Origin of the sequence: Bradyrhizobium cosmicum (assembly GCF_007290395.2) — a bacterium.
Taxonomy (GTDB): Bacteria; Pseudomonadota; Alphaproteobacteria; order Rhizobiales; family Xanthobacteraceae; genus Bradyrhizobium; species Bradyrhizobium cosmicum.
Genome location: NZ_CP041656.2, coordinates 6,429,471 through 6,451,933 on the forward strand (window position 1 = coordinate 6,429,471; position 22,463 = coordinate 6,451,933).

The following is a 22,463-nucleotide window of genomic DNA, read 5'->3' on the forward strand; positions in this document are numbered from 1 at the left end:
AATAGTTTCTATTTCTATACCACAGCCGGAGGCCTATCCAAGGGGTCATGAGGTGCTCGACGTCAACGGCGGCCTCGGTGCCCGAGACGTCAGGATCAAACAAGGATCACGCAAATGATCGAACTCAGACCTTTCGACAAGCTCGGCGGCGCCGATCACGGCTGGCTCAAGGCCAAGCATCATTTCTCCTTCGCAAGCCACTATGATCCGAACAATATGGGTCATGGCGTCCTGCGGGTCTGGAACGACGACGAGATCGCGCCCAACACCGGCTTTCCCGCTCATCCCCACGCCAACATGGAGATCATCACCTACGTGCGCGAGGGCGCGATCACTCATCAGGACAGCCTCGGCAACGCGGGCCGCACTGAGGCGGGCGACGTGCAGGTGATGAGTGCCGGCAGCGGCATCCGTCACTCCGAGTACAATCTGGAGCCGACGAAGACACGTATCTTCCAGATCTGGATCGAGCCGACCGCGCGCGGCGGACAGCCGACCTGGGGCTCGAAGCCGTTCCCGAAGGCGGACCGCTCCGGCAAGCTCGTCACCATCGCGAGCGGCCTCGAAGGCGACGCCGACGCGCTGCCGATCCGCGCCGATGCGCGGGTGCTTGCCACCACGCTGAAGGCCGGCGAGAGCGCGGAGTACGAGCCGCAGAAGTCGCGGCACCTCTATCTGGTGCCCGCAGCGGGTGCAGTCGAGATCAACGGCGTCCGCGTCAACGCCCGCGACGGCGCCGCCATCCGCGACGAGGAGAAACTGAAGATCACTGCTCTGGAAGACTCCGAGCTCGTGCTCGTCGACGCCGCGTGACACCCGACAACCAGCAATCAAGCCAACACAACGGAGACCACCGATGACCAAAGTTCTCGTCCTCTATTATTCCGCCTATGGCCACATCGAAGCGATGGCGAACGCCGTCGCCGAAGGCGCCCGCGAAGCCGGCGCCACGGTGGACATCAAGCGCGTGCCCGAACTGGTGCCGGCCGAGGTCGCGAAAGCCTCGTACTACAAGGTCGACCAGGCCGCGCCTGTCGCCAAGATCGAAGACCTCGCCAATTACGACGCGATCATCGTCGGCACCGGCACCCGCTTCGGCCGGATGGCCTCGCAGATGGCGAACTTCCTCGACCAGGCCGGCGGGCTCTGGGCCAAGGGCGCCCTTCACGGCAAGGTCGGCGGCGCATTCACCGCGACCGCGACCCAGCATGGCGGCCAGGAGACCACGCTGTTCTCGATCATCACCAACCTGTTGCACTTCGGCATGGTGATCGTCGGCATGAACTACGGCTTTGCCGGCCAGATGAAGCTCGACGAAGTCACCGGCGGCGCGCCGTACGGTGCGACCACGATCACCGGCGGCGACGGCAGCCGCCAGCCCAGCGCCAATGAACTCGCCGGCGCGCGCTACCAGGGCCGCCAGATCGCGGAGACCGCCAAGAAGCTGCATGGCTAGGCTGCACGGCTAAGCCTCGCAGTGAAACTCTACGACCGGCTGCATGGCTGATGCGACGCGGGCGGCATTCTCATTCGAGGATGCCGCCCCATTTATGTCAGCAGGAAATTTCACCAAAAAGCGATACGAATGGCTTTCGAACTCTTGTTGATCGCGCATATGATCCGCAGGCCCGCCCAGGCATTGGCGCGGCGCTAGTATTGCCGCAGCCTGTTTCGCGCCTCGCGCGGCCGTTTTCACTGCGCCGGCTGCGCGAAGACGTGACGCATCGGTCGCTCACTCGAGCATTTTCGGTTCTGATTGAATCAGAACTGAAGCACTACATTCGTTTTGACGCGTTTTCTTGACGCGAACCGGTATCCACTTCGCGACACGCTCTAAGCCTGCGTGATGTCTGCGTGGGGCCTGATTGGGTCCGTAACGACCGGCGCCGCTGCCGTCGACAGCCACCATCCTTCACCGGCGAACCAGCAGGTCTCGTCGGGAACGCCGTCCCTCCGCAACGATTGCACGCCCTCCCAACCCTTTGCAAACGCCTCGGCCAGTCGCCGGGCGGCATCCTCATTCTGTAGGCCCGCGCAGCCGATGAATTGAGCGCGGCCAAGGAATTTCGCCGGCCAGATCGCACCATTGTCCGGGCGCGTGATCATCAGCATGCCGCCGAGCATGCCCTCAGGCGCGAGCGGAAACACCAGCCGCCCGCTGGGCAGCAAGGCATCGAGCCATTCGGTGGCCGGTTGCGCCGCGCCCGCGCAGACATAGATCACGTCGGCTTTGGGCAGATCGGACGCGATGCCCGAGCGATCGCGCACATCGACATGAGGGACATCTTTCAGATTTTCGCGTGCGAGCCCCGCCAGACGTTCGTCGATCTCATAGGCGTGGACGCGGCCGCCGGGACCGGCGAGATACGCCAGGATCGCGGTGTAATAGCCGCTGCCCGCGCCGATCTGGATCACGGTCTCGCCTTCCTTCACGGCGCAGCCGCTGAGCCAATAGGCGTGCGCGCCGGGCATGCCTATATTGAGGCCGCGTGCGCTGTCGAGCGCGAGCAACGTGTTCTGATAGAGGAAGGCGGGATCGTCATCGGGCGTCACCACATAGGGGGGGCCGCCGAGAGAGATCGACCATGGCCCGGGCCCGACGAAAGGTTCGCGCCTGACGGTGCGGAAAGCTTCCTCGATGCGGGGATCCGTGGCCCTTGCCGCGGCACAGATCAACTGCGCATAGAACGCGCGATATTTTGCCGAACGATCTTCCATGTCGCCTCCGGGAAACGGAGGCGACAGTAACACAACTATTGCGATATTCGAGTGACCCTGCAATTCAAGGCGGTGCGCGCTTCAACGCGCGCCCCTGCCCATCAACCGCGCCGCATAAGCCGCGAGCCTGGGGTGGCGACGCAGCTCCTGAGCGGCATGGTCGCGCCACGCGTAGGGCATGCCGCGCCAGGACAACGCGACGCTGACATCGGTCAACGGCACCTGCTCGGCGCCGAGGCGGCGCTTATAATCCTGATTGCCAATGCTGAGATCGAAGCGGCGCAGGCCCTGCGCATGCAGCGCCGCAATGGTGCGTTCGGTTGCGAGCAGCCCGGGCGAGAAATTCGCCCAGGTCTTGCCGGCGTGACTGATGCGAAGCAGGACATACGTAGCGCCGTATCTGACACCGAACGTGGTGGCGACGATACCCTTGTCGCAAACCAACGCCGAGATGACGGCATAGCCATCGGCAACACCCTGGCGCGCCACCTCGCGATAGAACCGGGCGTGAGCATCGTCGTTGAGGACGAACGGCGAGCCGAGCTGTCTCATCCGTTCCTCTTGCTGGATGTCCATCACATCGAGGATCTCGCCCGCGCGCTCGACATCGGTGGCGATCTCGAACCGCGCATTGCCAAGACGGCTGAAGACGCGCCAGCATCGCGGCAGCTGCAGGCGCCTGAGCGACGCCCGATAATCCTCATAGTCGTCGCCAGTCAGCACGAGATTGCCGTTGAGCGAGCACGATCCGACCCGACCGAGCGACACCAGCGGATTCGGCTTGCCGCCGACATGGGCCGGCATCTTCTTCAGACGCAACAGATCGAAGCGGTCGGGCGAGGCGCGCAATGAAGCGACGAGGGCCTTGCCGATCGCATCCGTCGCCGCCGCATCCAGCGCGGCATCGGGCGCCAGGATCGGTGCGTTGATGTCCGAGACGCCGAGGTCGGCGAATTCGACGATGCGAATGCCACGCCTGACATGGCTGATCATCGGCACCACGGCAATGTCCTTGCCGGTCGCAACATCGGAGATCACAGCGATCAGCGGCGTGACGTCGCCAAACGCCTCGTACCAGGCGCCGAGCCAGTAACCATGCTGGAACGCGGTGCGATGGCCTGCGCTCAGCCGCGATTCGGCCTGCCGCCAGTCACGCACGAAATCGACAGCGATTCCCGGGGTGCTGGACACAAGATCATCTGGTTGCTCGACGCTGAGACACGTCATCTGCGGGGCATACAATGACTGAATGTTTCCCGATAGATGTTTTGTCGCAGACCACAAGTCACGTCACGGCTTATCGTTAAGCCGATGCCACCAGCGCCGCCCCGGCTGCGACAAGTTGTCAGCGCTCCGGTGTGATCTGGTCGACGCATTGGAACCTGGCCAGGAAATGCAGGCCGGCCACGGCCAGCGCGAACATGAACCAGATCGGATTCTGGCGTTCGAGCAGGAAGGTCTCGGTGGCCCCGTAGTACAGGCCGAACAGCCATATGGTCAGAAACAACTTGGCCAGCGCGCCACTGCGGCTGCGAGCCTGGGCCGACTGAAAATTGCGGAGCGGCGCGAGAACGAAGACGAGAACCACCAGCAGCAGCCCCGGCAGGCCGATGGTGACCGCCAGTTCGAGATAGCTGTTATGGCTGTGCGCTGCGCTCGTCGCCCATTCGGCGCCCTGGGCGGTCTGCCGCGCGGTGACGTCGTCCCAGAAGGCCGCATAGCCGTGGCCGATGATCGGCTTTTCCGCGACGGCCGCCAGCGCGAACTGCCAGACGTCGGAACGGCCGGTGAAGGTGGGATCGAGAGGAAGCAGCCGCGTGATGGCTCCGAGCGCCGGGCTCATGACGCTTCCGACCGTCAGCAGATTCATCACGATCAGCGGGACGAAGCACAAGATCCGCTTCAGCCACAGGCTCCGCGTCACATAGACCAGCGACGCAAGCGCATAGATCGCAAGGCACAGCACCGACGAGGTCTTGCCGCCGGTGAAGATCAGGAAGATGCCGGCCAGCGCGGCGATCGCCGGGCCCATCACGAACGAGCCTGCACTGCAGAGATAGATGCCGACATAGACCAGGACGGTCATCACCGGCGAGGCGATGTTCTTGTGGCCAAAACTGCCGCGCCAGTCGCCGGCGAGCTGCGGCTCGGTGACGTCGAGTGCGGTGTGGATCGAATATTGCGGAGCGAGGAGGACGCCGAGATAGCAAAGCGCGAGCAGCACGAGCGCGGCCGCGCCCAGGCACAGGTTGAAGGCGCGCTGCGTCGGCGGCAGCAATGGCAACAAGACGGCGAGCGTCGTCACACTGACCGCGAGCACGAAGCGCTGCATCGAAACGCCGCGGTTCTCCGCGAAAGCGATGTTGATCAACAGCCAGCCGACGAGGCAGACGTGCAGCGGCGTCACCAGGGTCTTCAGGGAAGGCGCATCGGTTGCCGCGACAAGCAGCATCGCGACCGCAGCCAGCAGGCCCCACGCGATATAGGCCGTCGCCATGCGTCCGCTGACGACGGTGGCAACATCCTCACTGCGCAGGTCGGGAAACGGATCGAGCGTCACCATCACGAGGAGCAGCGCGGCGATCGCGATGAGGCACCGCGCCGCCTGCACGGCGTTCAGCCCCGCAAGCCCGACGTGCAGAACGTGGCCGAACGATCGGGCCTCGACGTCGGTCATGTCAGCAGCGCTGCGATCCATGGTTCAAGACAGTGATGAAGCCGGGGAAGCTTCAACTGCTAGCTCATCCTCGTTAAGCATCCGTCAACCAGCATGCCGGAGCTCTGCGACACCGCCTGCTGCCGCACGATGCTCTGCGCGATCTGGTAATATTGCAGCGCTCGTTGCTCCAGCGTGAGATTGTCGAGAACGAAGCTGCGCGGATCGAACGTACCGGCAGCGCAACCGGCCCAAAAATCAGCCCAACCGGCCTCGAATCCCGCAATGTCGAGGAATCTGGCGCCGCAACGCTCGTCCCAATACGGCACCGACGACACCGGCCCGAACTGGACGCGGTGGGGGAAATAATCGGGGTCCCGCCACGGTCCACCGGGATCCCAGGCGAACACCGGCACGCCGCAGGACAACGCCTGCTGATAGGCGATGCCCTGGCTCTCGTTCTGGCACAGGAAGATCATCGCACGTGCGCCCGCCAGCGCGGCCTGATAGTCTTCCTCCTTGTAGCTGCCGTAACGCAGTTCCGTGAACGAGCGCCCCTCCGCGATGAGCCGCGCGCGGACGGGCTCGATCAGCTCTGGCGCATAGCGCTCGCGGTCCCAATGGACCTTGTCGTAGATCAGCACGTCCACGGTCTTGTGCGAGGTGCGCGGCGGCGCCCACAGATCCGTGTCGATACCGACCGGCCAAGCCTCCGTGTCGGGCCAGTGCGGCCGGTACATGTCGGCGTACCATGGGCCGGGCACCACGACCTTCTTCACCGGCAGACGCTTGAACAGGTCGGGATCGTCGAGCGGATGATTGTGAGCGGCAACCCCGAGCAGGATCGGGTTCTTCCACGCGAACTTGTCGAGCAGAAAGGTGCGGCCGACGATGCAGGCGAGTTCTTCGGGATGCTGCGCGATATAGCGGTAGTCGTTGACGCGGTAGCGGATACCGAGCCGGTCGAGCCCCGCACAGAGATTGAGGAACACGCGAAGCTGACCGCTCATGCGCGGCTCGCCCAGCAGCATGCGGCGCGCCATGCGCCGCAGATGCCGGTCGCCGGGAAACCAGCGATCGTCCTTGTCCTCGTAGAACAGGTTGAGGACCATGGCATCGGGATCGTAGTCGAATGTCTTTGCGGGCACTGGATCCATCCGCGGCAATCAGGCCCGCATTCTCGCATGAGACCGGCTGCCGCACTCCTCCAAATCTACGACAGGCTTAATGCCAGCAGCTTAACGCTATTGCGCGAAACCGCGGTCGCGCAGGTCTTCGCGGCAACGATTTGGCCGTAATGCGAGTATCATTCGCAGCGGCCAAGGTTGCGATCGATCGCATCGCCGTCGACAGACGCGCCTTGGTTAACAGACCCTTAAAGGCGAGCTAAAACTTGACCACCGCCAACGACGTCCTCGATCTGCCGACCGCCTCGCGCGCCGCAACGGCTGCGCGCCTCCCGCTGCCGGCCAACCGGGCCGCGCCGGTGTCGATCGTCATTCCCGCCAAGAACGCCGCGGCCTATGTCGCCGAAACCCTCGCCAGCGCACTGGCACAGGTCGAGGTGACCGAGGTAATCGTCGTGGACGATGGATCGACCGACGACACCGTTGCGATCGTTCGCGGCATTGCTGACCGTCGGTTGCGGCTGCTGACCAATGACTCCGCCGGCGTATCGGCCGCGCGCAATCTCGGTGCGCGCCATGCAAAGGGCGAATGGCTCCTCTTCCTCGACGCCGACGATCGCCTGCGTCCCGGCGCCGTGGCGGCGCTGCTGGCGGCGGCGCGCCGTGCTCCGCTCGCGATTCTCGTCTACGGCGACTACAACACGATCGACAGCGAGGGACGGCAGGTCGGCCGGCGCGACCTGCTGAAAGGTCGCCGCAAGCCGTCCGGCGACGTGCTGACGCGACTCGCGGCCGGCAATTTCATCGTCAACGGCGGCATCGCGCTCACCCGTGCGCATGCTTTCCGCGCCATCGGCGGCTTCGACACGTCCCTCAGATATTGCGAGGACTGGCATTGCTGGTGCCGTCTTGCCGCGATCGGCGAGTTCGCGTTCGCACCGAAGCTTCTGCTCGACTATCGCCTGCACGCGGCCAACACCATGAACGCGGCCGTGCGGAAGCCGCAGGATTTCTTCCCGGCGGTTGCGCGGATCTTCGACGACGGGTTGATCCTCTCGCGACTTCCCGAGGGCACGGCAGCCGGACTGCGGCGAGCAGCCGAAATCCATATCGTGACCTATGCGGCAACGCAGGCGGTCCGCTTCGGGCGATATCGCGAGGCGCTTGGCTATCTCGGCATGGTCGGGCGTCGCTCGCTCAAGGCGATCCCGCGATCGGCGGCCAAGGTCGCTCTTTCCTATTTTGGAATCTAGGGGCTGACGCCTCAGGGAACGATCTTCGAGGCCTCATAGGGCGTCGGATCGTAACCGAATGCCGCGAGAGCAGAACCGACGGCCACCAGTATCGGGTGCATCGCAACGACCCCTTTCGATGACGTCATCAGGCGAGCCGAGCGCATCAACGAAAGCGGCAGCCGTCCCAAGGTCATCGCAAACAAGCGCGCCCGCGCGCCCGCGCTACGCGCGGCCTTGGACCGCACACGATAGTTGATCACCCCGATGCGGAGGCTCCGTTTGGCGATCCAGCCGAGGCTGGTGCGGTTCTGCGGCACGGTCTCGGTGATGACGGCTTCCGCGGTCCAGTGGAAGGTCATGCCGGCATTGCGGCCGCGATAGAAGAAATCGCAATCTCCGCCGCCAAGGAAATTGAAGCGCAGATCGAAAGCCGGACTGCCGAGCCTCTCGAACGCCGCGCGCGTGATCAGGCAGTTGCCGCAGCCATAGATCAGCGGCACCGCACCGGTGTATTCGTAAGTGGGGCAGAACGCGGGATGACGCGCGAGCCAGGGTTGGCTGTCGTCGTCGAACACCGGCAGCACCGGTCCGCCGACCACGTCGGCACCGGTCGCCTCCGCTGTACGGATCATCAGTTCGAGCCAATCGGGCGAAGCGATCTCGTCGTCGTCGATCATCAGGAAGCGGGTCGCAGCGGGAAATACCGCCTGCGCCGTCTCGAACGCGGCGTTGATCGCCTGGCAATTGCCCTGCCGCTTCTCGACCAGGCAGAGGCCCTGCAGCTTGCCCGCGGCGAGATATTCCGCAGCGACCGGCGCACTCGCGCGCCCTGCCGCATCGTTCTCGACCATCACGACCGCAAAGGAGCGCGAGGTGCGCTGACCGACCAGCGAATCCAGCGTCAGCCGCAGATGGTCGGGGCGGCGAAAGCAGGGAATGCAGACGACGATGCCGACCGAGAGATCAATGACGTGCGAACTCGCCGCGATCTCCCGGTTCGAGTCGCGCACGGCATCCAAGATCCGGCTGGCGGACAAATCTGTCGGGATCAGCGTCATGGCCTTCTAGATGGCTGAGACATATTGAAAAAGCCTTGCGCCATTGTCCCAGGGCGACACGTCGGCGCGGGACAGATCCGCCGCAAAATGAACGGTCTGGCTCGGCGCCCAGCACTGCACCGTGACACTAATGCCCTCGTTAGCACGCATCCGCTCATGCGCTTAACCCTTTCGCGCGTCTTCGCTGCGAGTTCCAGCACGCGTGGTACTGCAATTTGCGGTCCATCACCCACCAACGACGCAACATGGGCAATACCTTGGTTAACGCATGTTCGAATGAACCCAGCCTTCACCGGGTATTTACGCGCGGATGCGAGGCTCGGCAGGACATGAGGGGCGCGGGGCGCCGCAAGGATCAGGAACGAACGTGGTGCGCAAGATCGAGAATCCGGTGCTGCGGGCCGGTGCGCTCCTGCTGTTCGCCTGCCGGCGCGCCTGGCTGACAATGCGGTACGGGCGCCGACTCCAGCTCGGGCCCGGGATCGTGTTCAAGGGTCGGCTCGCGCTCGGTCGCGGAGTCCGCGTGTCGATCGGTGCGAACTGCCGGATCGGCAAGCGCGTGCTCATCACCGGGCGTGGCCAGGTCACGATCGGTCACGACACTTTTCTCAACGGCTGCTGGATCGGCTGCGACCAGAAGGTCGACATCGGGTCGTTCTGCCTGATCAGCGACTGCGACGTCGTCGACACGGACTTTCACAACCTTCCCCCGCGACTTCGGCACGAGCCTGCGGTTGCCCGGGCCATCGCACCGGTGCACATCGGGGACAACGTGTGGGTGGGCGCGCGCTCGATCGTGCTCAAGGGCGTGACGATCGGCGATCATTCCGTCGTGGGTGCCGGCACAGTGGTGCGTGAGAACGTCGCCCCGCGCGTGGTCGTCGCCGGGAATCCGGCGGCTGTCGTCAAACAGTTCCGCGACGACGAATAGGCCGGCACGAACGCGGGCTCTGCGCACGAGAGCGGCCGGATCGACCCAGATTCCAATCGCACGTTAAGGCCCATTTTACTTCGTCGCGGAATCCTCCACCCGGGATTGCCGCGATGCGCTTCAAGATCCCCTAGATGTGCTGCGATGTCCGAGCAGGCGCACCGCTTGGCATGCATGGGTAACGAAGCGTTAAGCACTGAGGGGCGCGGTGACACCAAAGCTGTACAACGACGCGGCAAATGGCGGCCCGGGCTTAAACGCTTTGTTTGCCATTTCAGTGAATAGTCCCACAACGGGTATGGTTAATTTTCCCTGTTGCGTTGATAGGGCACCTATATCCCGAGTGCGTGGCGTAGAGCGAAGAGTAACCCCTCAGCCCGCCGCAATTGGAATGAAAGCTGGGGATCATGCTTGACTACAACCAGCCGATAGATCGGGCCCCACCAGAGTCCCCGCAACAGAGGTCTCAGGCCGGCTTCAACGTGCTGGAGCTCGTCAATCTGCTCTGGCGGCGGAAGATCGCGATTGCGGCTGCCGCGCTCCTTGGCGCGACGCTTGCCGTCACTGTCGGCAAGAGCGTGACGCCCCGCTACACCGCGACGGCCCAGCTCTATGTCGATCCGCGCGAGCTTCAGCTCGTCGATCGCGAGCTCACGCCGCGCGCGCAGGACGTCTCCGGAATGTCCATGGTGGTGGAGAGCCAGGCGCGCCTGATCACCTCGAACAGCGTGCTGCTCCAGGTGATCCAGCAGGCCGGTCTGGACAAGGATCCGGAATTCGGCGGCGGCGACAGCAAGAGCCTGATGTGGTCGCTGCTCGGCCTGATTGGCCTGCAGCCGCGCGCGCCCTCCGCCGCGGAGACGAAGGAAGTGCAGCTTGCGGCGCTCGAGGCGCTGAACAGGCACATCACCATCCGCAAGACCGAGAAAAGCTTCATCGTCGACATCGAAGTCTGGTCGACCGATCCGGCCAAGGCGGCGATGCTCGCCAACACACTGACCAGCGCCTACCTCGCTGAATCCCGCAACTCGCAGGCTTCGGCCGCACGGCGTGCGACCAGCGACTTGTCCGGCCGGCTCAAGGAGCTGCGCGAGCGGCTGCGCAATGCCGAGACGACACTCGCCACCTACAAGGCACAGAACAACTTCGTCGGCACCCAGGACGCGCTGATCAGCGACCAGCAGCTCTCCGCCAGCAACCAGCGGCTCTCCGCTGCCCGCGCCGCGACAATGGACGCGCAAGCGCGACTCGACCAGATCGAGGCCAGCCGCCGCACGACTGCCGATGCCGGCGCGAATTCGGAAGCGTTGCAATCGCCAACCATCGCGAATCTGCGCGCGCAATATGCCGACGCGCGCAAGAAATATGCAGAACAGACCAGCGAGCTCGGCCCGCGTCATCCTGCGCTGCGCCAGACCGAGAAGCAGGTTGAGGATCTCAAGCGCACCATCAACGAGGAGATCGATCGCTTCGCGCAGTCCGCCAAGAACGATTTGACCCGCGCCCGCGACTTCGAAGCCTCGCTCAACCGCGCACTGGAGGCGCAGAAGCGGCAGAGCGTGCAGCTCAGCCAGGCCTCAGTGCGCCTGCGCGAACTCGAGCGCGAGGCCGATGCCAGCCGCGACGTCTATCAATCCTTCCTCAAGCGCTCGCGCGAGACCGAGGAGCAGGAGACGCTCAATACCTCAGCCGCCCGCGTCATCGGCGAAGCGACAGTGCCCCAGCGGCGGTCGTTCCCGCCGGCAATGAGCCTGTTCGCCATGATCGGCTTCATCTTCGGCGCGATCGCGGCATCAGGCTGGTTCGTCGCAGCAGAGCTGCTGCTCGCCGGCGCGCCCGCGCCAACCCGTCGCGCGCGCACGCCGGCGCCGGAGGCTCCCGGAGCTCTGGAGACGACGCGGGCTGCGGAGACTGCTCGACCCCAGCAGGCTGCGCGAGCTCCGGAAGTGGCACTGGCTCCGCCGGAAATTGCCGCACCGCCCCTGCAGCCTTCGATGGTCGAAAACTCCCTGATGGAGAAGCCGCTGATCGCGCGATTCCAGGAGGCCGACGTCATCCACACGCTGGGCGCCATTCTCGCGACCGGTGGCGGTGTCGACCTGACCCGGCTCGGCTGGCCGACGCTGCGACCCGGCTTTCCGCTGACGACGCTGCTCAATTCCTGGCGCGACATGCGCGCCGCATTGGCGCGGCGTGCCGACGGCAAGGCGATGCCGGTCATCGCGCTCGTCGGTGCCGGAGACACGACCGGACGCAGCGTGACCGCGCTGAATTTCGCGATCGCGGCCGCGCGTGACGGCGCGCGCGTGCTGATGATCGACGCCGACCATCAGGCGCACCCGCTCTCGAACAAGATCAGCCGCCCCGGCAAGAGCGAGCCGAGCAGGCTCGGCTGGCTCTCGATCGGCAGCAAGGCCGCGCGCGAGATCAAGACGGTCAACGGCATTTCGGTGCTGCCGGTCGCTGAAGGCGATGCCGGCAAGGCGACCGATGCCATCCGCAAGGCAATCGAGCAGGCGCGCGCCGCCGGCGGCTATGATCTCGTGGTCCTCGACGGCCCCGCGATGCCGCTCTCGGCCGGCAACCGCAAGCTGCTCGATGACGCCGACGCGCTGGTGGCTGTGCTGCCGACCAGCCTCGACATCAACGACAGCCTGGAAGAGATCTTGAGCATGCTCGGCCGCGCCGAGCGCAAGCTCGTCGGCGTCGTGCTCGACGAACTCACCCCCGCAACCCAAGCGCGCCAGCGAGGCAGACAATATGCTTGAGCGTCGCGTCAATCTCGACGGCCGGGCCGCAACCGCCGATGTGCCGCGGATCACCGTCGGCGGCCTTCGCATGGCCGCGCTCGACCTGGAGGCCACCGCCGATTTCATGATCGAGGCCACCGATCCTGACAATCGCATCGGCCGTCCGTTGCATCTGACCTCGGCCAATGGCGAGGTGCTGGCGCGCTGCTCGACCGAGCCGGAGACCGAACGCCTGTTTCGCGGCGCCGACCTGATCAACGCCGACGGCCAGCCGCTGGTCGCGGCCTCGAAGCTGCAATCCTGGTTTCCGCTGCCGGAGCGCGTCGCCACGACGGACCTGTTCCACGTCGTCGCGCGCAAGGCCGAAGCGCTCGGCCGCACCTTCTACATGTTTGGCGCCAGCGAAGAGGAAAACGCCGCCGCGGTCAAGAATGTGCAGCGATTGTATCCGAACCTCAAGATCGTCGGATACAGCCACGGCTATCTGCGCGGCGACGCCCTCCGCGCGAAGGTCGAGGAGATCAACGCGCTCGCGCCGGACTATCTCTGGGTCGCGCTCGGGGTGCCCAACGAGCAGGCATTCGTTGAAGAATATAGCCCGCTGATGACCAATGTTGGCGTTATCAAGACATCCGGCGGGTTGTTCAACTTTTTGTCGGGCAGCCGGTCCCGTGCACCGCAATGGATGCAGAAGGTCGGGCTCGAATGGGCCTGGCGCACCTGGCTCGAGCCGCGCCGCCTGCTCTGGCGCTATTTGACCACCAACCCTCGCGCGCTCTATCTTCTCTTCAGCCGCAACCGGCCTTTCAATCGCTGAGAGAAGAGTACAAGACGACATGACCGACCGACCGACTGTCCTCGTCACAGGTGGCGCGGGCTATATTGGCTCGCACGCCTGCCGCGCATTGGCCGCCGCCGGCTATCAACCCGTCGTCTACGACAATCTCTCGACGGGTCATCGCAGCTTCGTCGCCGGCCCGCTCGTGACGGGCGATCTGCTCGACGGCGCAGCGCTGGCGCGCGCCTTCGCCGACCACAAGGTCACGGCGGTGATGCATTTCGCGGCCGCCAGCCTCGTCGGCGAGTCCATGACCGACCCGCAGAAATATTACATCAACAATGTGCAAGGCACGCTGTCGCTGTTGCAGGCGATGCGCAACGCGGGCTGCCATCGCATCGTGTTCTCCTCGACCGGCGCCGTCTACGGCAACGCCGATTCCAAGGAGCTGCCGGAAGACTTCCCTTGTGCGCCGATCAACCCTTACGGCGCATCGAAATGGATGATCGAGCGCATGCTGACCGATTATCGCGCGGCTTACGGCTTCGGCGCGTTCTGCCTGCGCTATTTCAACGCCAGCGGCGCCGATCCGGCCGGCGGCATCGGCGAGCTGCGTGACAACGAGACCCATCTCATTCCGCGCGCCATGATGGCGCTGCAAGGCCATGTCGATTTCGCCGTGTTCGGCGACGACTACGACACGCCCGACGGCACTGCGATCCGCGACTACATCCACGTCACGGACCTCGCCGCGGCGCATGTCGCCGCGCTGAAGCTGCTGGAGACGGGGCATGCCGGCGGCAGCTTCAATCTCGGCACCGGCTCCGGCTTTTCGGTGCGCGAGATCCTCAACGCCATCAGGCAGGAAACCGGGCGCGAGGTACCGCACACCATGAAGCCGCGCCGCGCCGGCGACCCTACCTATCTGGTCGCCGATGCCTCCGCCGCGCGCAAAGTGCTGAATTTCGTGCCGCGTCATTCCGACCTCGCCACGGTGATCCGGACCGCCTGGGCCTGGCACCAGAAGGCGCATCCGCTCAAGTCACGCTAGAGCGCGCTAGCTGAAGGCGCGTTTCAGCCGTGACGCCGCGGCTTCCTGCGCCACCAGGTCCGGCTCCGGCTGGAGCGGCGGCGCGACCGGCAATACCATCGGCCGCAGCAGCTCGGCCATCTGCTTGGCCGGGAGCGGCTTCGAGATCAGGAAGCCCTGCATCTCGTCGCAGCCATGGCTGCGCAGGAACGCCTCCTGCTCCGCATTCTCGACACCCTCGGCGACGACGGTCATGCCGAGCGCCTTGCCCATGCTGATGATCGCCTGCGCGATCGCCTGGTCCTCCGAATCCTGCGGTAGGTCGCGCACGAAGGAGCGGTCGATCTTGATCGTGTCGATTGGGAAGTGCTTCATCAGCGACATCGACGAATAGCCGGTGCCGAAATCGTCGATGGCGAGGCGGATGCCGCGACTCTGGATGGCGTCGAGCACCTTGAGCGCGCGCCCGACATTGCGCATCATCATGCTCTCGGTGACCTCCAGCTGGAGCAGCACCGGCGACATGCCGGAGGCCGCCAGCGCCTCGTCGACGTCCTGCAACAGATGTTCGTCGACAAACTGCCGCGGCGAGAGGTTGACCGCCATCGATACCGGCAACAGGCCGCGACGCTGCCAGGCCATCGCCTGCGCGCAGGCCTCCTTCACGACCCAGCGGCCGATCGGCACGATCAGGCCGGTTTCCTCGGCGAGCGGAATGAACTGCGCCGGGGGGACGTTGCCGAGCTCCGGATGGGCCCAGCGCAACAGTGCTTCGACGCCGGTGATCTGACCGGTCTGCATGTCGACCTTGGGCTGGTAGTTCAGCGAGAACTGATCGCGCTCCAGCGCCCGGCGCAGTGCGCTTTCCAGCGACAGGCGTTCGATCGACTGCGTCTTCACTTCCTTGGAGAAGAAGCGATAGCCGTTCTTGCCGTCTTCCTTGGCAAGATACATCGCCATGTCGGCGTTCTTGGTCAGCGTCTGCGCGTCGGAGCCGTTGGCCGGATACATCGCGATGCCGATCGAGGCGGTGGTGTGGCACTCGTGGCCGGCAAGCTCCATGGGCTCGCCGAGCGCGGTCAACAGCCCGGCCGCGATACGCTGGACGTCGTCGATCTCGCCGCACTGGTCGAGGATCACCACGAACTCGTCGCCGCCGAGGCGCGCCACCACGTCGCTGGCCCGCAGCGCGCTGCGCAGCCGGTTCGCCACTTCGAGCAGGAGCAGGTCGCCGGCCTCGAGCCCCAGCGAATCATTGATGACCTTGAAGCGGTCGAGATCGATGAACAGCACCGCAAAGCGGTGGTCGTGGCGCTCGGCTTCGTCGATCGCCTTGCGGAGCAGCCCGTTGAAAGTCTCGCGGTTCGGCAAGTCGGTCAGGCTGTCGTGGGAGGCGAGGTACTCGATCCTCTCGTCCGCCTCGTTCTTTGCGTCGGCGCGATCGAAATTCTCGATCGCAAAGGAAACGTTGTCAGCGAGGCGTTGCAGCAGCTCGACGAACTCGGCCGTGAAGGTCTCCTGCTCGGTCGACATGTAGATCATGACGCCGACGGCCTGATCGTGCGTGATCAGCGGGAACGCCGCGCCGGAGCGCGCGCCGTCGCCTTGCAGGACAGCATGGAAAGCACTCACACGGCTGTCATTGACATAGTCGTTGCTGACACAGGGCTGGCGGGTGCGGAACGCCGTGCCGCTCATGCCGCGTCCCTCAGGCCTATCGGCGTCGATGGAAAGGCGGACGTTGCGGGTGGTCTCGGCGGACGGCCCCGCGGTCGCGACGATCGCGAGCTGATCGCTATCGGGCCTCGCCAGCGCGATTGTCGTCGAGGTGAACTTGCCGCCGGTCGACGCGGCCTGACAGACCAGATCGAACAGCTCGGTGCGCGATTTGGCCCGGACGATCGCCTCGTTGGTATCGCTCAGCGCCGCGAACATGCGCGTCAGGCGCTCCTTCTGCGCCTCGGTCCGCGCCCGTTCCTCGGCCCGGGCGAAATTGTCGAGCGCAAAGGACACGTTCTCGGCCAGCCTTCCCAGCAGCTGGATGAGATCGGGCGTGAATGTGCCCTCGTCCGGCGACAGAAACAGGAGAATGCCGACGGCGTCGGTACCGTTCCTCATCAAGGGGAAGCAGCCGCCGGACTTCGTCCCCTGATCTCGCGCGATACGGCGCCAATGCTTCGCACGAAGGTCCGCGAGGAGTTCGTTCGAGACGCAAGGCGCCCTGGTGCGGAACGCGGTGCCGGCCAGCCCCCGCCCTTCAGGCTCGTCAGCCGATGTGGCAAAACGCCATGTCTCGACATGACTACGGCATTCGCCCTTGGTGACGGCGATATCAAGATGGCGCCCCGTGGAATCGACCATGGCGATGGTCGCGGACGTGAACGTACCGCCGAGCACGGCGGCTTCGCAGACCGCTTCGAACAATTCGGCGCGGCTCTTCACCCGCATGATCGCTTCGTTGGTCGCGCTCAGCGCCTCCAACATGCCTTGAAGGCGATTGCGCTGCATCTCCGCCTTCGCCTTCTCGTCGGCGCGATCGAAATTCTCGAGCGCGAAGGCCACATTGGCCTGGAGCCGCTGCAACAGTTCGACGAATTCCCGCGTGAACGTATCTCGCTCCGGGGAATTGAACAGGAACACCCCTTCGACACGGTCACCGTTGAACAGCGGCAGCGCCGCGGAGGATGCGATGCCGTTACGGCGGGCGCTGGCGTGCCAGGGCTTGATGCGGTCGTCCGCCAGCACATCGTTGCTGATGCAGGGTTGGCGCGTCCGGAAGGCGGTTCCTGTCAGCCCCCGGCCTTCAGGCACCTGATCGGACGTGGAGAACTTGAAGGTGCGGACCATATCCGCATTCGGCCCATAACAGGCAACGACCCGGAGCAGCTCGGCATCGTGGTCGACGAGTGCGATGTTGGCCGAGGTGAACTTGGCCCCCTTCGCCGTTGCTTCGCAGACGAGATCGAACAGCTCGGAGCGGGAGCGCGCTCGCAGAATCGCTTCATTGGTGGCACTCAATGCCGCGTACATGCGCCCGAGGCGATCTTCCTCCGCGGAGATCCGGGCCTTTTCTGACTCACGGTCGAAATTGTCGATGGCAAAGCAGAGGTTCTCCGCGATGCGCAACATCAGCGCGACGATCTCTTCGTCCTTGGCCCAGGACGGGCTGACGAACGACAGGATGACCCCGATGCTCTGGCCATGCCTGATGAGCGGAGCCGCAATGCAGGCAGCGACGCCGGTGTTGACGTTGGCCTGCTCCCACGGCGTTCCCTTGGTGCGACGCGCAAGATCACTTTCGACGAATGGCTTTTGGGTCCGAAAGACCTGGCCGGAAATGCCACGACCATAGGGATTCTCGGGGTCGACGGAGTACTGGGTCCGCGCCACAAGCTCGAGGTTCTCGCCGGTGCCGGCGACCGGCTTCAACCAATGGGAGTCGGGCTCCTTCAGCAGGACGAAGGTCGCGAGCGACTTGCCGCCGTGCACGGACGCATCGCATACAAGCTGGTACAGCTCCTGTTCGGTTCTTGCGTGCAAGATGGCTTCGTTTGTCGCGCTGAGCGCACCGAACATGCGGTTGAGCCGCCGCGTCGCGCGCTCGCTGACCTGCCGCGCGGCCTCGCGTGCGAAATTGTCCAGGGCATAAGAAATGTTGGCCGACATGCGCTCGAACAGCGACACCATCTGCGCGTCGAGCGATTCGGCCTCGCTGCGGGTCACGAACAGCACGCCGACGCTCTTGCCGTTGCACAGCAACGGCAGCGCCGCCGCAGCGCCCACATGCGCCTTGACCGCGCCCTCGCGCCAGGCCAGCGAGCGCGGGTCGTTCAGGAAATCGTTGCTGATGCAGAGTTTCCGGCTACGAAACGCCTCACCGCCAACGCCTGAGCCCTCCGGGGTGCCGGCTTCCGTGGTGATTTCAATCGTGCTGAGCCGCGCCACGTCGTCGCCGCAACCGGCGGCAAAGCGCAGCCGGCGGCCGTCCGGCTCCACCAGGAACACGGCGACGGCCATGAAATCCCCGCTCGAAAACCCGGCATCGCAGACCTTCTGGTACAGCTCGTCCGGCGATCTCGCATAGAGGATCGCTTCGTTGATGGCGCTCAACGCTGCAAGTGTGCGCGCGAGGGTCGTCTGCACGATCTCAACTCCCGGGCATTTCTGCCTCTTTATCCCGGGTACTTTATGAACGGCGATCGCCTAAGTGGTCGTTATTGCGCGCCGCAAACCGTCGATCAAAGTGAACGAGCTGCGAACGACTGGCGTCAAGCTGTCTGGAATGCCGCCATACGGGAGGAATCGTCGACCAAAGCCGTGGCCTCTTTACGAATTTGCAGCCCTGTATTGGTTTACGAGAGATTGATATCGCAGCGCCGCTTTGAGACGATGGCTCCCAACAATCGCCCACCAAGGGCGACGTCAGAGGGAACGCCATGCCGATCGTTACGGCCGACCGCCTCACGCGCATCGGCGCCGCGCTGCTCCATGCCGCCGGAGCCTCCGAGGAAGAAGCCGATGCGGTTGCCGTCGGCTGCGTCAACGCCAATCTGGCGGGGCACGACTCCCACGGCGTGATTGCGGTTCCCACCTATATCGATCGTATCAAGGCCGGACACATCGTTCCCGGCGCAAAATGGTCCATCGTCCAGGAATCGCCCACCACGACCGTGATCGACGGCCATTGGGGCTTCGGCTTCCACGTCAACGCCAAGGCGATGGCGTTGACGATCGAGAAGGCCAGGACAGCGAATGTCGCCGCCTGCACCGTGTTCCGGCAAAGCCATGTCGGCCGCCTCGCCGCCTATCCGCTGATGGCGATGCGCGAGGGCATGATCGGGATTGCAACCGCGGATTCCGGCCGCTCGCCGAAGCACGTGGCTCCATTCGGCGGCAAGGAAGCACGGCTCGGCACCAACCCGATCTCGATCGCGGTGCCGTCCGATCTCGACGCGCCGTTCTATCTGGACATGGCGACCTCGGCGGTGGCGGCCGGCAAGATCCAGCTCGCCGTCGCGCGCGGCGAGGACATCCCCACCGGGTGGATCATCGACGCCGGGGGGCGGCACACCACCGACCCCACACAGTATCGCAAAGGCGGCGCGCTGCTGCCCCTTGGCGGCACCGAAGGCTACAAAGGCAGCGGTCTCGCCGCGATGGTCGAGGTGCTGTGCGGCCTACTTACCGGTCTTGGTTTCGGCGTCGAGCCCACGGGGCGGCACAATGACGGCTGCTTCATGGCGGTGTTCAACGTCGCCGCATTCCGCCCGCTAAAGGAATTCAAGCGCGAGGTCGCGGAGTTCGCGCAGTACCTGAAATCGACGCCGCCGTCCGAAGGCAGCAAGGGTGTCTACTATCCCGGCGAGATCGAGGGACTGCGCGAGCAGCAGCGCTTGCGCGACGGAATCGAGGTCGAGGATGCGACCTGGGAAAAACTACGCGCGCTGGCGCGCGAATACCGGCTCGACGCAGTGCTCGATCTGGCCTGACGGTATCGGGAGAACAGCAGCATGACGCGACAGATGGTCCTTGTCGGCTTCCTCCAGGCGCAGAACTGCACCAACCTGCCAAGCTCCTGGCGGCATCCTGACTCGCGCACCGATTCGATGTCGGCGGATTATTACCAGGAGATCGCAAGGATCCTCGAAGCCGGCAAATTCCACATGGCGTTCTTCGACGACCGCCTGGCGATGCCTGACCGCTACGGCAACGACCACGCCCACACCGTCGAATACGGCATCCGCTGCGTAAAGATGGACCCGCTGATCGTTCTGACCGCGATGGGGCTGGTCACCGAGAAGCTCGGCTTGGGGGCGACCTGCTCAACCACTTATTACGAACCGTTCGACGTTGCGCGCCGCTTCGCGACCCTCGACCTGATGTCCGGCGGCCGCGCCGGCTGGAATGTCGTCACCTCGCTCAATGACGGCGAGGCGCTCAACATGGGGCGCGATTCCCATCCCGAACATGACTCCCGCTACGACAAGGCCGACGAGTTCATGGAGGTCGTGCTCGGCCATTGGGACACCTGGGAGGACGGCGCGCTCATCATGGACAAAAAGAGCGGCCGCTTTGCCGACCCGGCCAAGGTGAAGCGGCTCGATCACAAGGGAGCGGCCTTCAAGTCCCGCGGACCCTTCACCGTGCCACGCTCGGACCAGGGTCACCCCGTCATCATCCAGGCCGGCGCCTCCGGTCGCGGCCAGCGCTTTGCCGGACGATGGGGCGAGGTGATCTTCACCGCCGCGAGAAATCTTGCCGGCGCCAAGGAAGGCTACGCGGCCGTGCGCAACGAGGCCGCGAAGGCCGGCCGCGATCCCGACCAGATGTTCCTTTGCAATCTGACGACACCGGTCTGCGCCGGCACCAAGGCTGAAGCGGAGGACAAGATGGCGCTGATCAACAAGCTGCCGCTCGAGATCGACGCGTTGTCGCTGCTCGCCGAAGCGCTCAATTACGACTTTGCCAGCAAGGGTCTCGACGAACCGCTGACGACGGATGATCTCAAGAGCATGCAGGGCATCCTGGGCATCCGCGACGGCGTGCTGAAGAATTCGGGCAAGAGCAATCCGAGCGCACGCGACTTCGTCACCTTCTCCGGCCGCGGCCAGGTCCACGACGCGATGGTCGGCGGCCCGAGGGAGATCGCGGACAGACTGGAAGAGATGTTCGTCGAGCGCGGCTGCGACGGTTTCGTCATCGCCGCGACTTACGTTCCTGGCTCCTATGCGGACTTCGTGCAGCACGTCGTGCCGGAATTGCAGCGCCGCGGCCTGTTCCAGAAGGACTATCGCGGCAAGACCCTGCGGGAAAATCTCGGGCTGAAGCGGCCGGCGGCCGGCGCCTGGAAAGTGCAGCCGCGCGATGCCGCGGAATAACAACGAGGACAGGACATGCGCTGGCTGAAATTCACCGCCTCGGACAAGACGTCCTGGGGGATCGTCGAGGGCGACCAGGTAATCGCGGTCGACGGCGACCCTTTTGGCGAATGGCAGCGGACCTCACGCACGCATGCGCTTGGCGACGTCAAGATCGAGCTGCCGCTGATCCCGCGCACGTTCTATTGCGTCGGCTTGAACTACCTCAAGCACCTGAAGGAAGCCGCCGACAAAGCGGGCACCGTGCCGGCCGTGCCTGACCGGCCCGAAATCGGCTACCGTGCCCAGAACGCGCTGATTGCGCATGACGAGGATGTCGTGATCCCGTCCTTTGCGACGGACAAGATCCACTATGAGGGCGAGCTCGTCGTCGTCATCGGCAAGAAGGTGAAGCATCTCACCAAGCAGACCGCGATGGACTGCGTGTTCGGCTACACCATCGGCAACGACGTCAGCGAACGAAGCTGGCAGAAGGCTGATCGCAGCCTGTGGCGCTCGAAGAACGCCGACACCTTCAAGCCGATGGGCCCGTGGATCGAGACGGACGCCGACCTCGCAAAAATGGAGACCGTCGTCCGGGTCAACGGCAAGGAGACCAACCGTTTCCACACCAACGACATGATCTTCGGCGTGGTGCCGTTCCTGATCGAATTGACCAAATATTTCACGCTATGGCCCGGCGATGTGATCTGGATGGGCACCGACGGCGCCTCGCCGGACATCAAGCACGGCGACGTCGTCGAGATCGACATCACCGGTGTGGGCACGCTGCGGAACAGGTTCGTGCGGGAGCCGCGGTAGCAATGCCGATCAAAACGGCAGCGCCACGCTGGTCTTGATCTCCTTCAGCACCACATTGCTGCGGACATAACGGATGCCGGGAATGCGGAACATGAATTCGTCGAGGAACCTGTTGTAGGCCGCCATGTCCTGCACGACGACGCGCAAATGGTAATCGGCGTCACCCGTGGTCGCGAAGCACTCCAGCACCTCGCGACGCTTCGTGACCCGCGAAACAAATTCGTCGACGAATTTGGTGTCGTGCCGCTCCAGTGAGACATGGAGAATCGCGGACATGGCAAAGCCCGCCTGCTCGCGCGCGACCAGTGCCGCATAGCCCTTGATCACGCCGCTCTCCTCCAGCGCGCGCACCCGGCGCCAGCAGGCCGAGGTGGACATGCCGACCTCGTCGGCCAGCTGCTGGTTGGTGGCGCGGCCATCCTTCTGGAGATGGGCGAGAATCCGCGTGTCCTGCTCTTCAATCATGAGGGCCCCTCAATTCGATTAAATCTACCGAGTTTC

At 64.5% G+C, this 22,463-nt stretch carries 17 protein-coding genes; 10 read left to right on the plus strand and 7 right to left on the minus strand.

What is annotated here, in order from left to right:
• Positions 1-114: 114 nt before the first annotated feature.
• Positions 115-813, plus strand: coding sequence for a pirin family protein (locus tag FNV92_RS30825; protein ID WP_143843269.1), 699 nt, complete (start codon positions 115-117; stop codon positions 811-813).
• 43 nt (positions 814-856) lie between these two features.
• On the plus strand, positions 857-1,456 hold the full coding sequence (gene wrbA, locus FNV92_RS30830) for an NAD(P)H:quinone oxidoreductase (protein ID WP_015688644.1): 600 nt from the start codon (positions 857-859) through the stop codon (positions 1,454-1,456).
• A gap of 377 nt (positions 1,457-1,833) precedes the next feature.
• Here the strand turns inward: wrbA and FNV92_RS30835 are convergent, their stop codons facing one another.
• From FNV92_RS30835 to FNV92_RS30850, 4 genes are all read right to left on the minus strand, one after another.
• Positions 1,834-2,718, minus strand: a complete 885-nt coding sequence (locus FNV92_RS30835) for a protein-L-isoaspartate O-methyltransferase family protein (protein ID WP_168213476.1) — start codon at positions 2,716-2,718, stop codon at positions 1,834-1,836.
• Positions 2,719-2,799: 81 nt separating this feature from the next.
• A complete protein-coding gene (locus tag FNV92_RS30840) occupies positions 2,800-3,945 on the minus strand; it encodes a GNAT family N-acetyltransferase (RefSeq protein ID WP_168213475.1) in 1,146 nt (381 codons plus the stop codon).
• A gap of 118 nt (positions 3,946-4,063) precedes the next feature.
• A complete protein-coding gene (locus FNV92_RS30845; protein ID WP_143843267.1) occupies positions 4,064-5,416 on the minus strand; it encodes an O-antigen ligase family protein in 1,353 nt (450 codons plus the stop codon).
• Positions 5,417-5,454: 38 nt separating this feature from the next.
• Positions 5,455-6,522, minus strand: coding sequence for a glycosyltransferase (locus FNV92_RS30850; RefSeq protein ID WP_143843266.1), 1,068 nt, complete (start codon positions 6,520-6,522; stop codon positions 5,455-5,457).
• Positions 6,523-6,767: 245 nt separating this feature from the next.
• Between FNV92_RS30850 and FNV92_RS30855 the strand changes: the two genes are divergently transcribed.
• Entirely contained in the window at positions 6,768-7,754 is a 987-nt protein-coding gene (locus tag FNV92_RS30855; RefSeq protein WP_143843265.1) for a glycosyltransferase, read from the plus strand.
• A gap of 11 nt (positions 7,755-7,765) precedes the next feature.
• Here FNV92_RS30855 and FNV92_RS30860 read toward each other — a convergent pair whose 3' ends face one another.
• On the minus strand, positions 7,766-8,794 hold the full coding sequence (locus FNV92_RS30860; RefSeq protein WP_143843264.1) for a glycosyltransferase family 2 protein: 1,029 nt from the start codon (positions 8,792-8,794) through the stop codon (positions 7,766-7,768).
• A 367-nt stretch (positions 8,795-9,161) separates the two neighbouring features.
• Between FNV92_RS30860 and FNV92_RS30865 the strand changes: the two genes are divergently transcribed.
• The 4 genes from FNV92_RS30865 to galE all read left to right on the plus strand — a co-directional run bounded on the left by FNV92_RS30865 (position 9,162) and on the right by galE (position 14,304).
• Positions 9,162-9,725 (plus strand): acyltransferase, encoded by a 564-nt coding sequence (locus tag FNV92_RS30865; protein WP_143843263.1) that lies wholly within the window; start codon positions 9,162-9,164, stop codon positions 9,723-9,725.
• Positions 9,726-10,132: 407 nt separating this feature from the next.
• Entirely contained in the window at positions 10,133-12,493 is a 2,361-nt protein-coding gene (locus FNV92_RS30870; protein ID WP_143843262.1) for an exopolysaccharide transport family protein, read from the plus strand.
• Positions 12,486-13,292, plus strand: a complete 807-nt coding sequence (locus FNV92_RS30875; protein ID WP_143843261.1) for a WecB/TagA/CpsF family glycosyltransferase — start codon at positions 12,486-12,488, stop codon at positions 13,290-13,292. Before FNV92_RS30870 ends, FNV92_RS30875 begins: the two co-directional genes overlap by 8 nt.
• Positions 13,293-13,311: 19 nt before the next feature.
• Positions 13,312-14,304 (plus strand): UDP-glucose 4-epimerase GalE, encoded by a 993-nt coding sequence (gene galE / locus FNV92_RS30880; protein WP_143843260.1) that lies wholly within the window; start codon positions 13,312-13,314, stop codon positions 14,302-14,304.
• A gap of 6 nt (positions 14,305-14,310) precedes the next feature.
• Here galE and FNV92_RS30885 read toward each other — a convergent pair whose 3' ends face one another.
• Positions 14,311-18,426, minus strand: a complete 4,116-nt coding sequence (locus FNV92_RS30885; protein WP_168213474.1) for a bifunctional diguanylate cyclase/phosphodiesterase — start codon at positions 18,424-18,426, stop codon at positions 14,311-14,313.
• A 293-nt stretch (positions 18,427-18,719) separates the two neighbouring features.
• On the opposite strand from FNV92_RS30885, the gene FNV92_RS30890 reads away from it, so the two are divergent.
• Genes FNV92_RS30890 through FNV92_RS30900 form a run of 3 tightly spaced genes read left to right on the plus strand, consistent with a single transcriptional unit; the run spans position 18,720 to position 21,962 of the window.
• Positions 18,720-19,772: an Ldh family oxidoreductase gene (locus FNV92_RS30890; RefSeq protein WP_143843258.1), complete on the plus strand. Its 1,053-nt coding sequence runs from the start codon at positions 18,720-18,722 to the stop codon at positions 19,770-19,772.
• Positions 19,773-19,793: 21 nt separating this feature from the next.
• The gene (locus FNV92_RS30895; RefSeq protein WP_143843257.1) at positions 19,794-21,161 is read left to right on the plus strand and encodes an LLM class flavin-dependent oxidoreductase; all 1,368 of its coding nucleotides are present in this window, start codon (positions 19,794-19,796) and stop codon (positions 21,159-21,161) included.
• A gap of 15 nt (positions 21,162-21,176) precedes the next feature.
• Complete coding sequence (locus FNV92_RS30900; protein ID WP_143843256.1) at positions 21,177-21,962, plus strand: fumarylacetoacetate hydrolase family protein; 786 nt, start codon at positions 21,177-21,179, stop codon at positions 21,960-21,962.
• Between the two features lie 9 nt (positions 21,963-21,971).
• Here the strand turns inward: FNV92_RS30900 and FNV92_RS30905 are convergent, their stop codons facing one another.
• A complete protein-coding gene (locus tag FNV92_RS30905) occupies positions 21,972-22,427 on the minus strand; it encodes an Lrp/AsnC family transcriptional regulator (protein WP_143843255.1) in 456 nt (151 codons plus the stop codon).
• Positions 22,428-22,463 lie beyond the last annotated feature (36 nt).

Bases quoted from the DNA above. Each gene is read 5' to 3' on its own strand.
- FNV92_RS30875 (WP_143843261.1), top strand. From the start codon at position 12,486: ATGCTTGAGCGTCGCGTCAATCTCGACGGCCGGGCCGCAACCGCCGAT.
- FNV92_RS30900 (WP_143843256.1), top strand. From the start codon at position 21,177: ATGCGCTGGCTGAAATTCACCGCCTCGGACAAGACGTCCTGGGGGATC.
- FNV92_RS30845 (WP_143843267.1), bottom strand. From the start codon at position 5,416: ATGGATCGCAGCGCTGCTGACATGACCGACGTCGAGGCCCGATCGTTC.
- FNV92_RS30835 (WP_168213476.1), bottom strand. From the start codon at position 2,718: ATGGAAGATCGTTCGGCAAAATATCGCGCGTTCTATGCGCAGTTGATC.
- FNV92_RS30840 (WP_168213475.1), bottom strand. From the start codon at position 3,945: ATGACGTGTCTCAGCGTCGAGCAACCAGATGATCTTGTGTCCAGCACC.
- galE (WP_143843260.1), top strand. From the start codon at position 13,312: ATGACCGACCGACCGACTGTCCTCGTCACAGGTGGCGCGGGCTATATT.
- FNV92_RS30860 (WP_143843264.1), bottom strand. From the start codon at position 8,794: ATGACGCTGATCCCGACAGATTTGTCCGCCAGCCGGATCTTGGATGCC.
- FNV92_RS30825 (WP_143843269.1), top strand. From the start codon at position 115: ATGATCGAACTCAGACCTTTCGACAAGCTCGGCGGCGCCGATCACGGC.
- FNV92_RS30905 (WP_143843255.1), bottom strand. From the start codon at position 22,427: ATGATTGAAGAGCAGGACACGCGGATTCTCGCCCATCTCCAGAAGGAT.
- FNV92_RS30870 (WP_143843262.1), top strand. From the start codon at position 10,133: ATGCTTGACTACAACCAGCCGATAGATCGGGCCCCACCAGAGTCCCCG.
- FNV92_RS30895 (WP_143843257.1), top strand. From the start codon at position 19,794: ATGACGCGACAGATGGTCCTTGTCGGCTTCCTCCAGGCGCAGAACTGC.
- FNV92_RS30890 (WP_143843258.1), top strand. From the start codon at position 18,720: ATGCCGATCGTTACGGCCGACCGCCTCACGCGCATCGGCGCCGCGCTG.
- wrbA (WP_015688644.1), top strand. From the start codon at position 857: ATGACCAAAGTTCTCGTCCTCTATTATTCCGCCTATGGCCACATCGAA.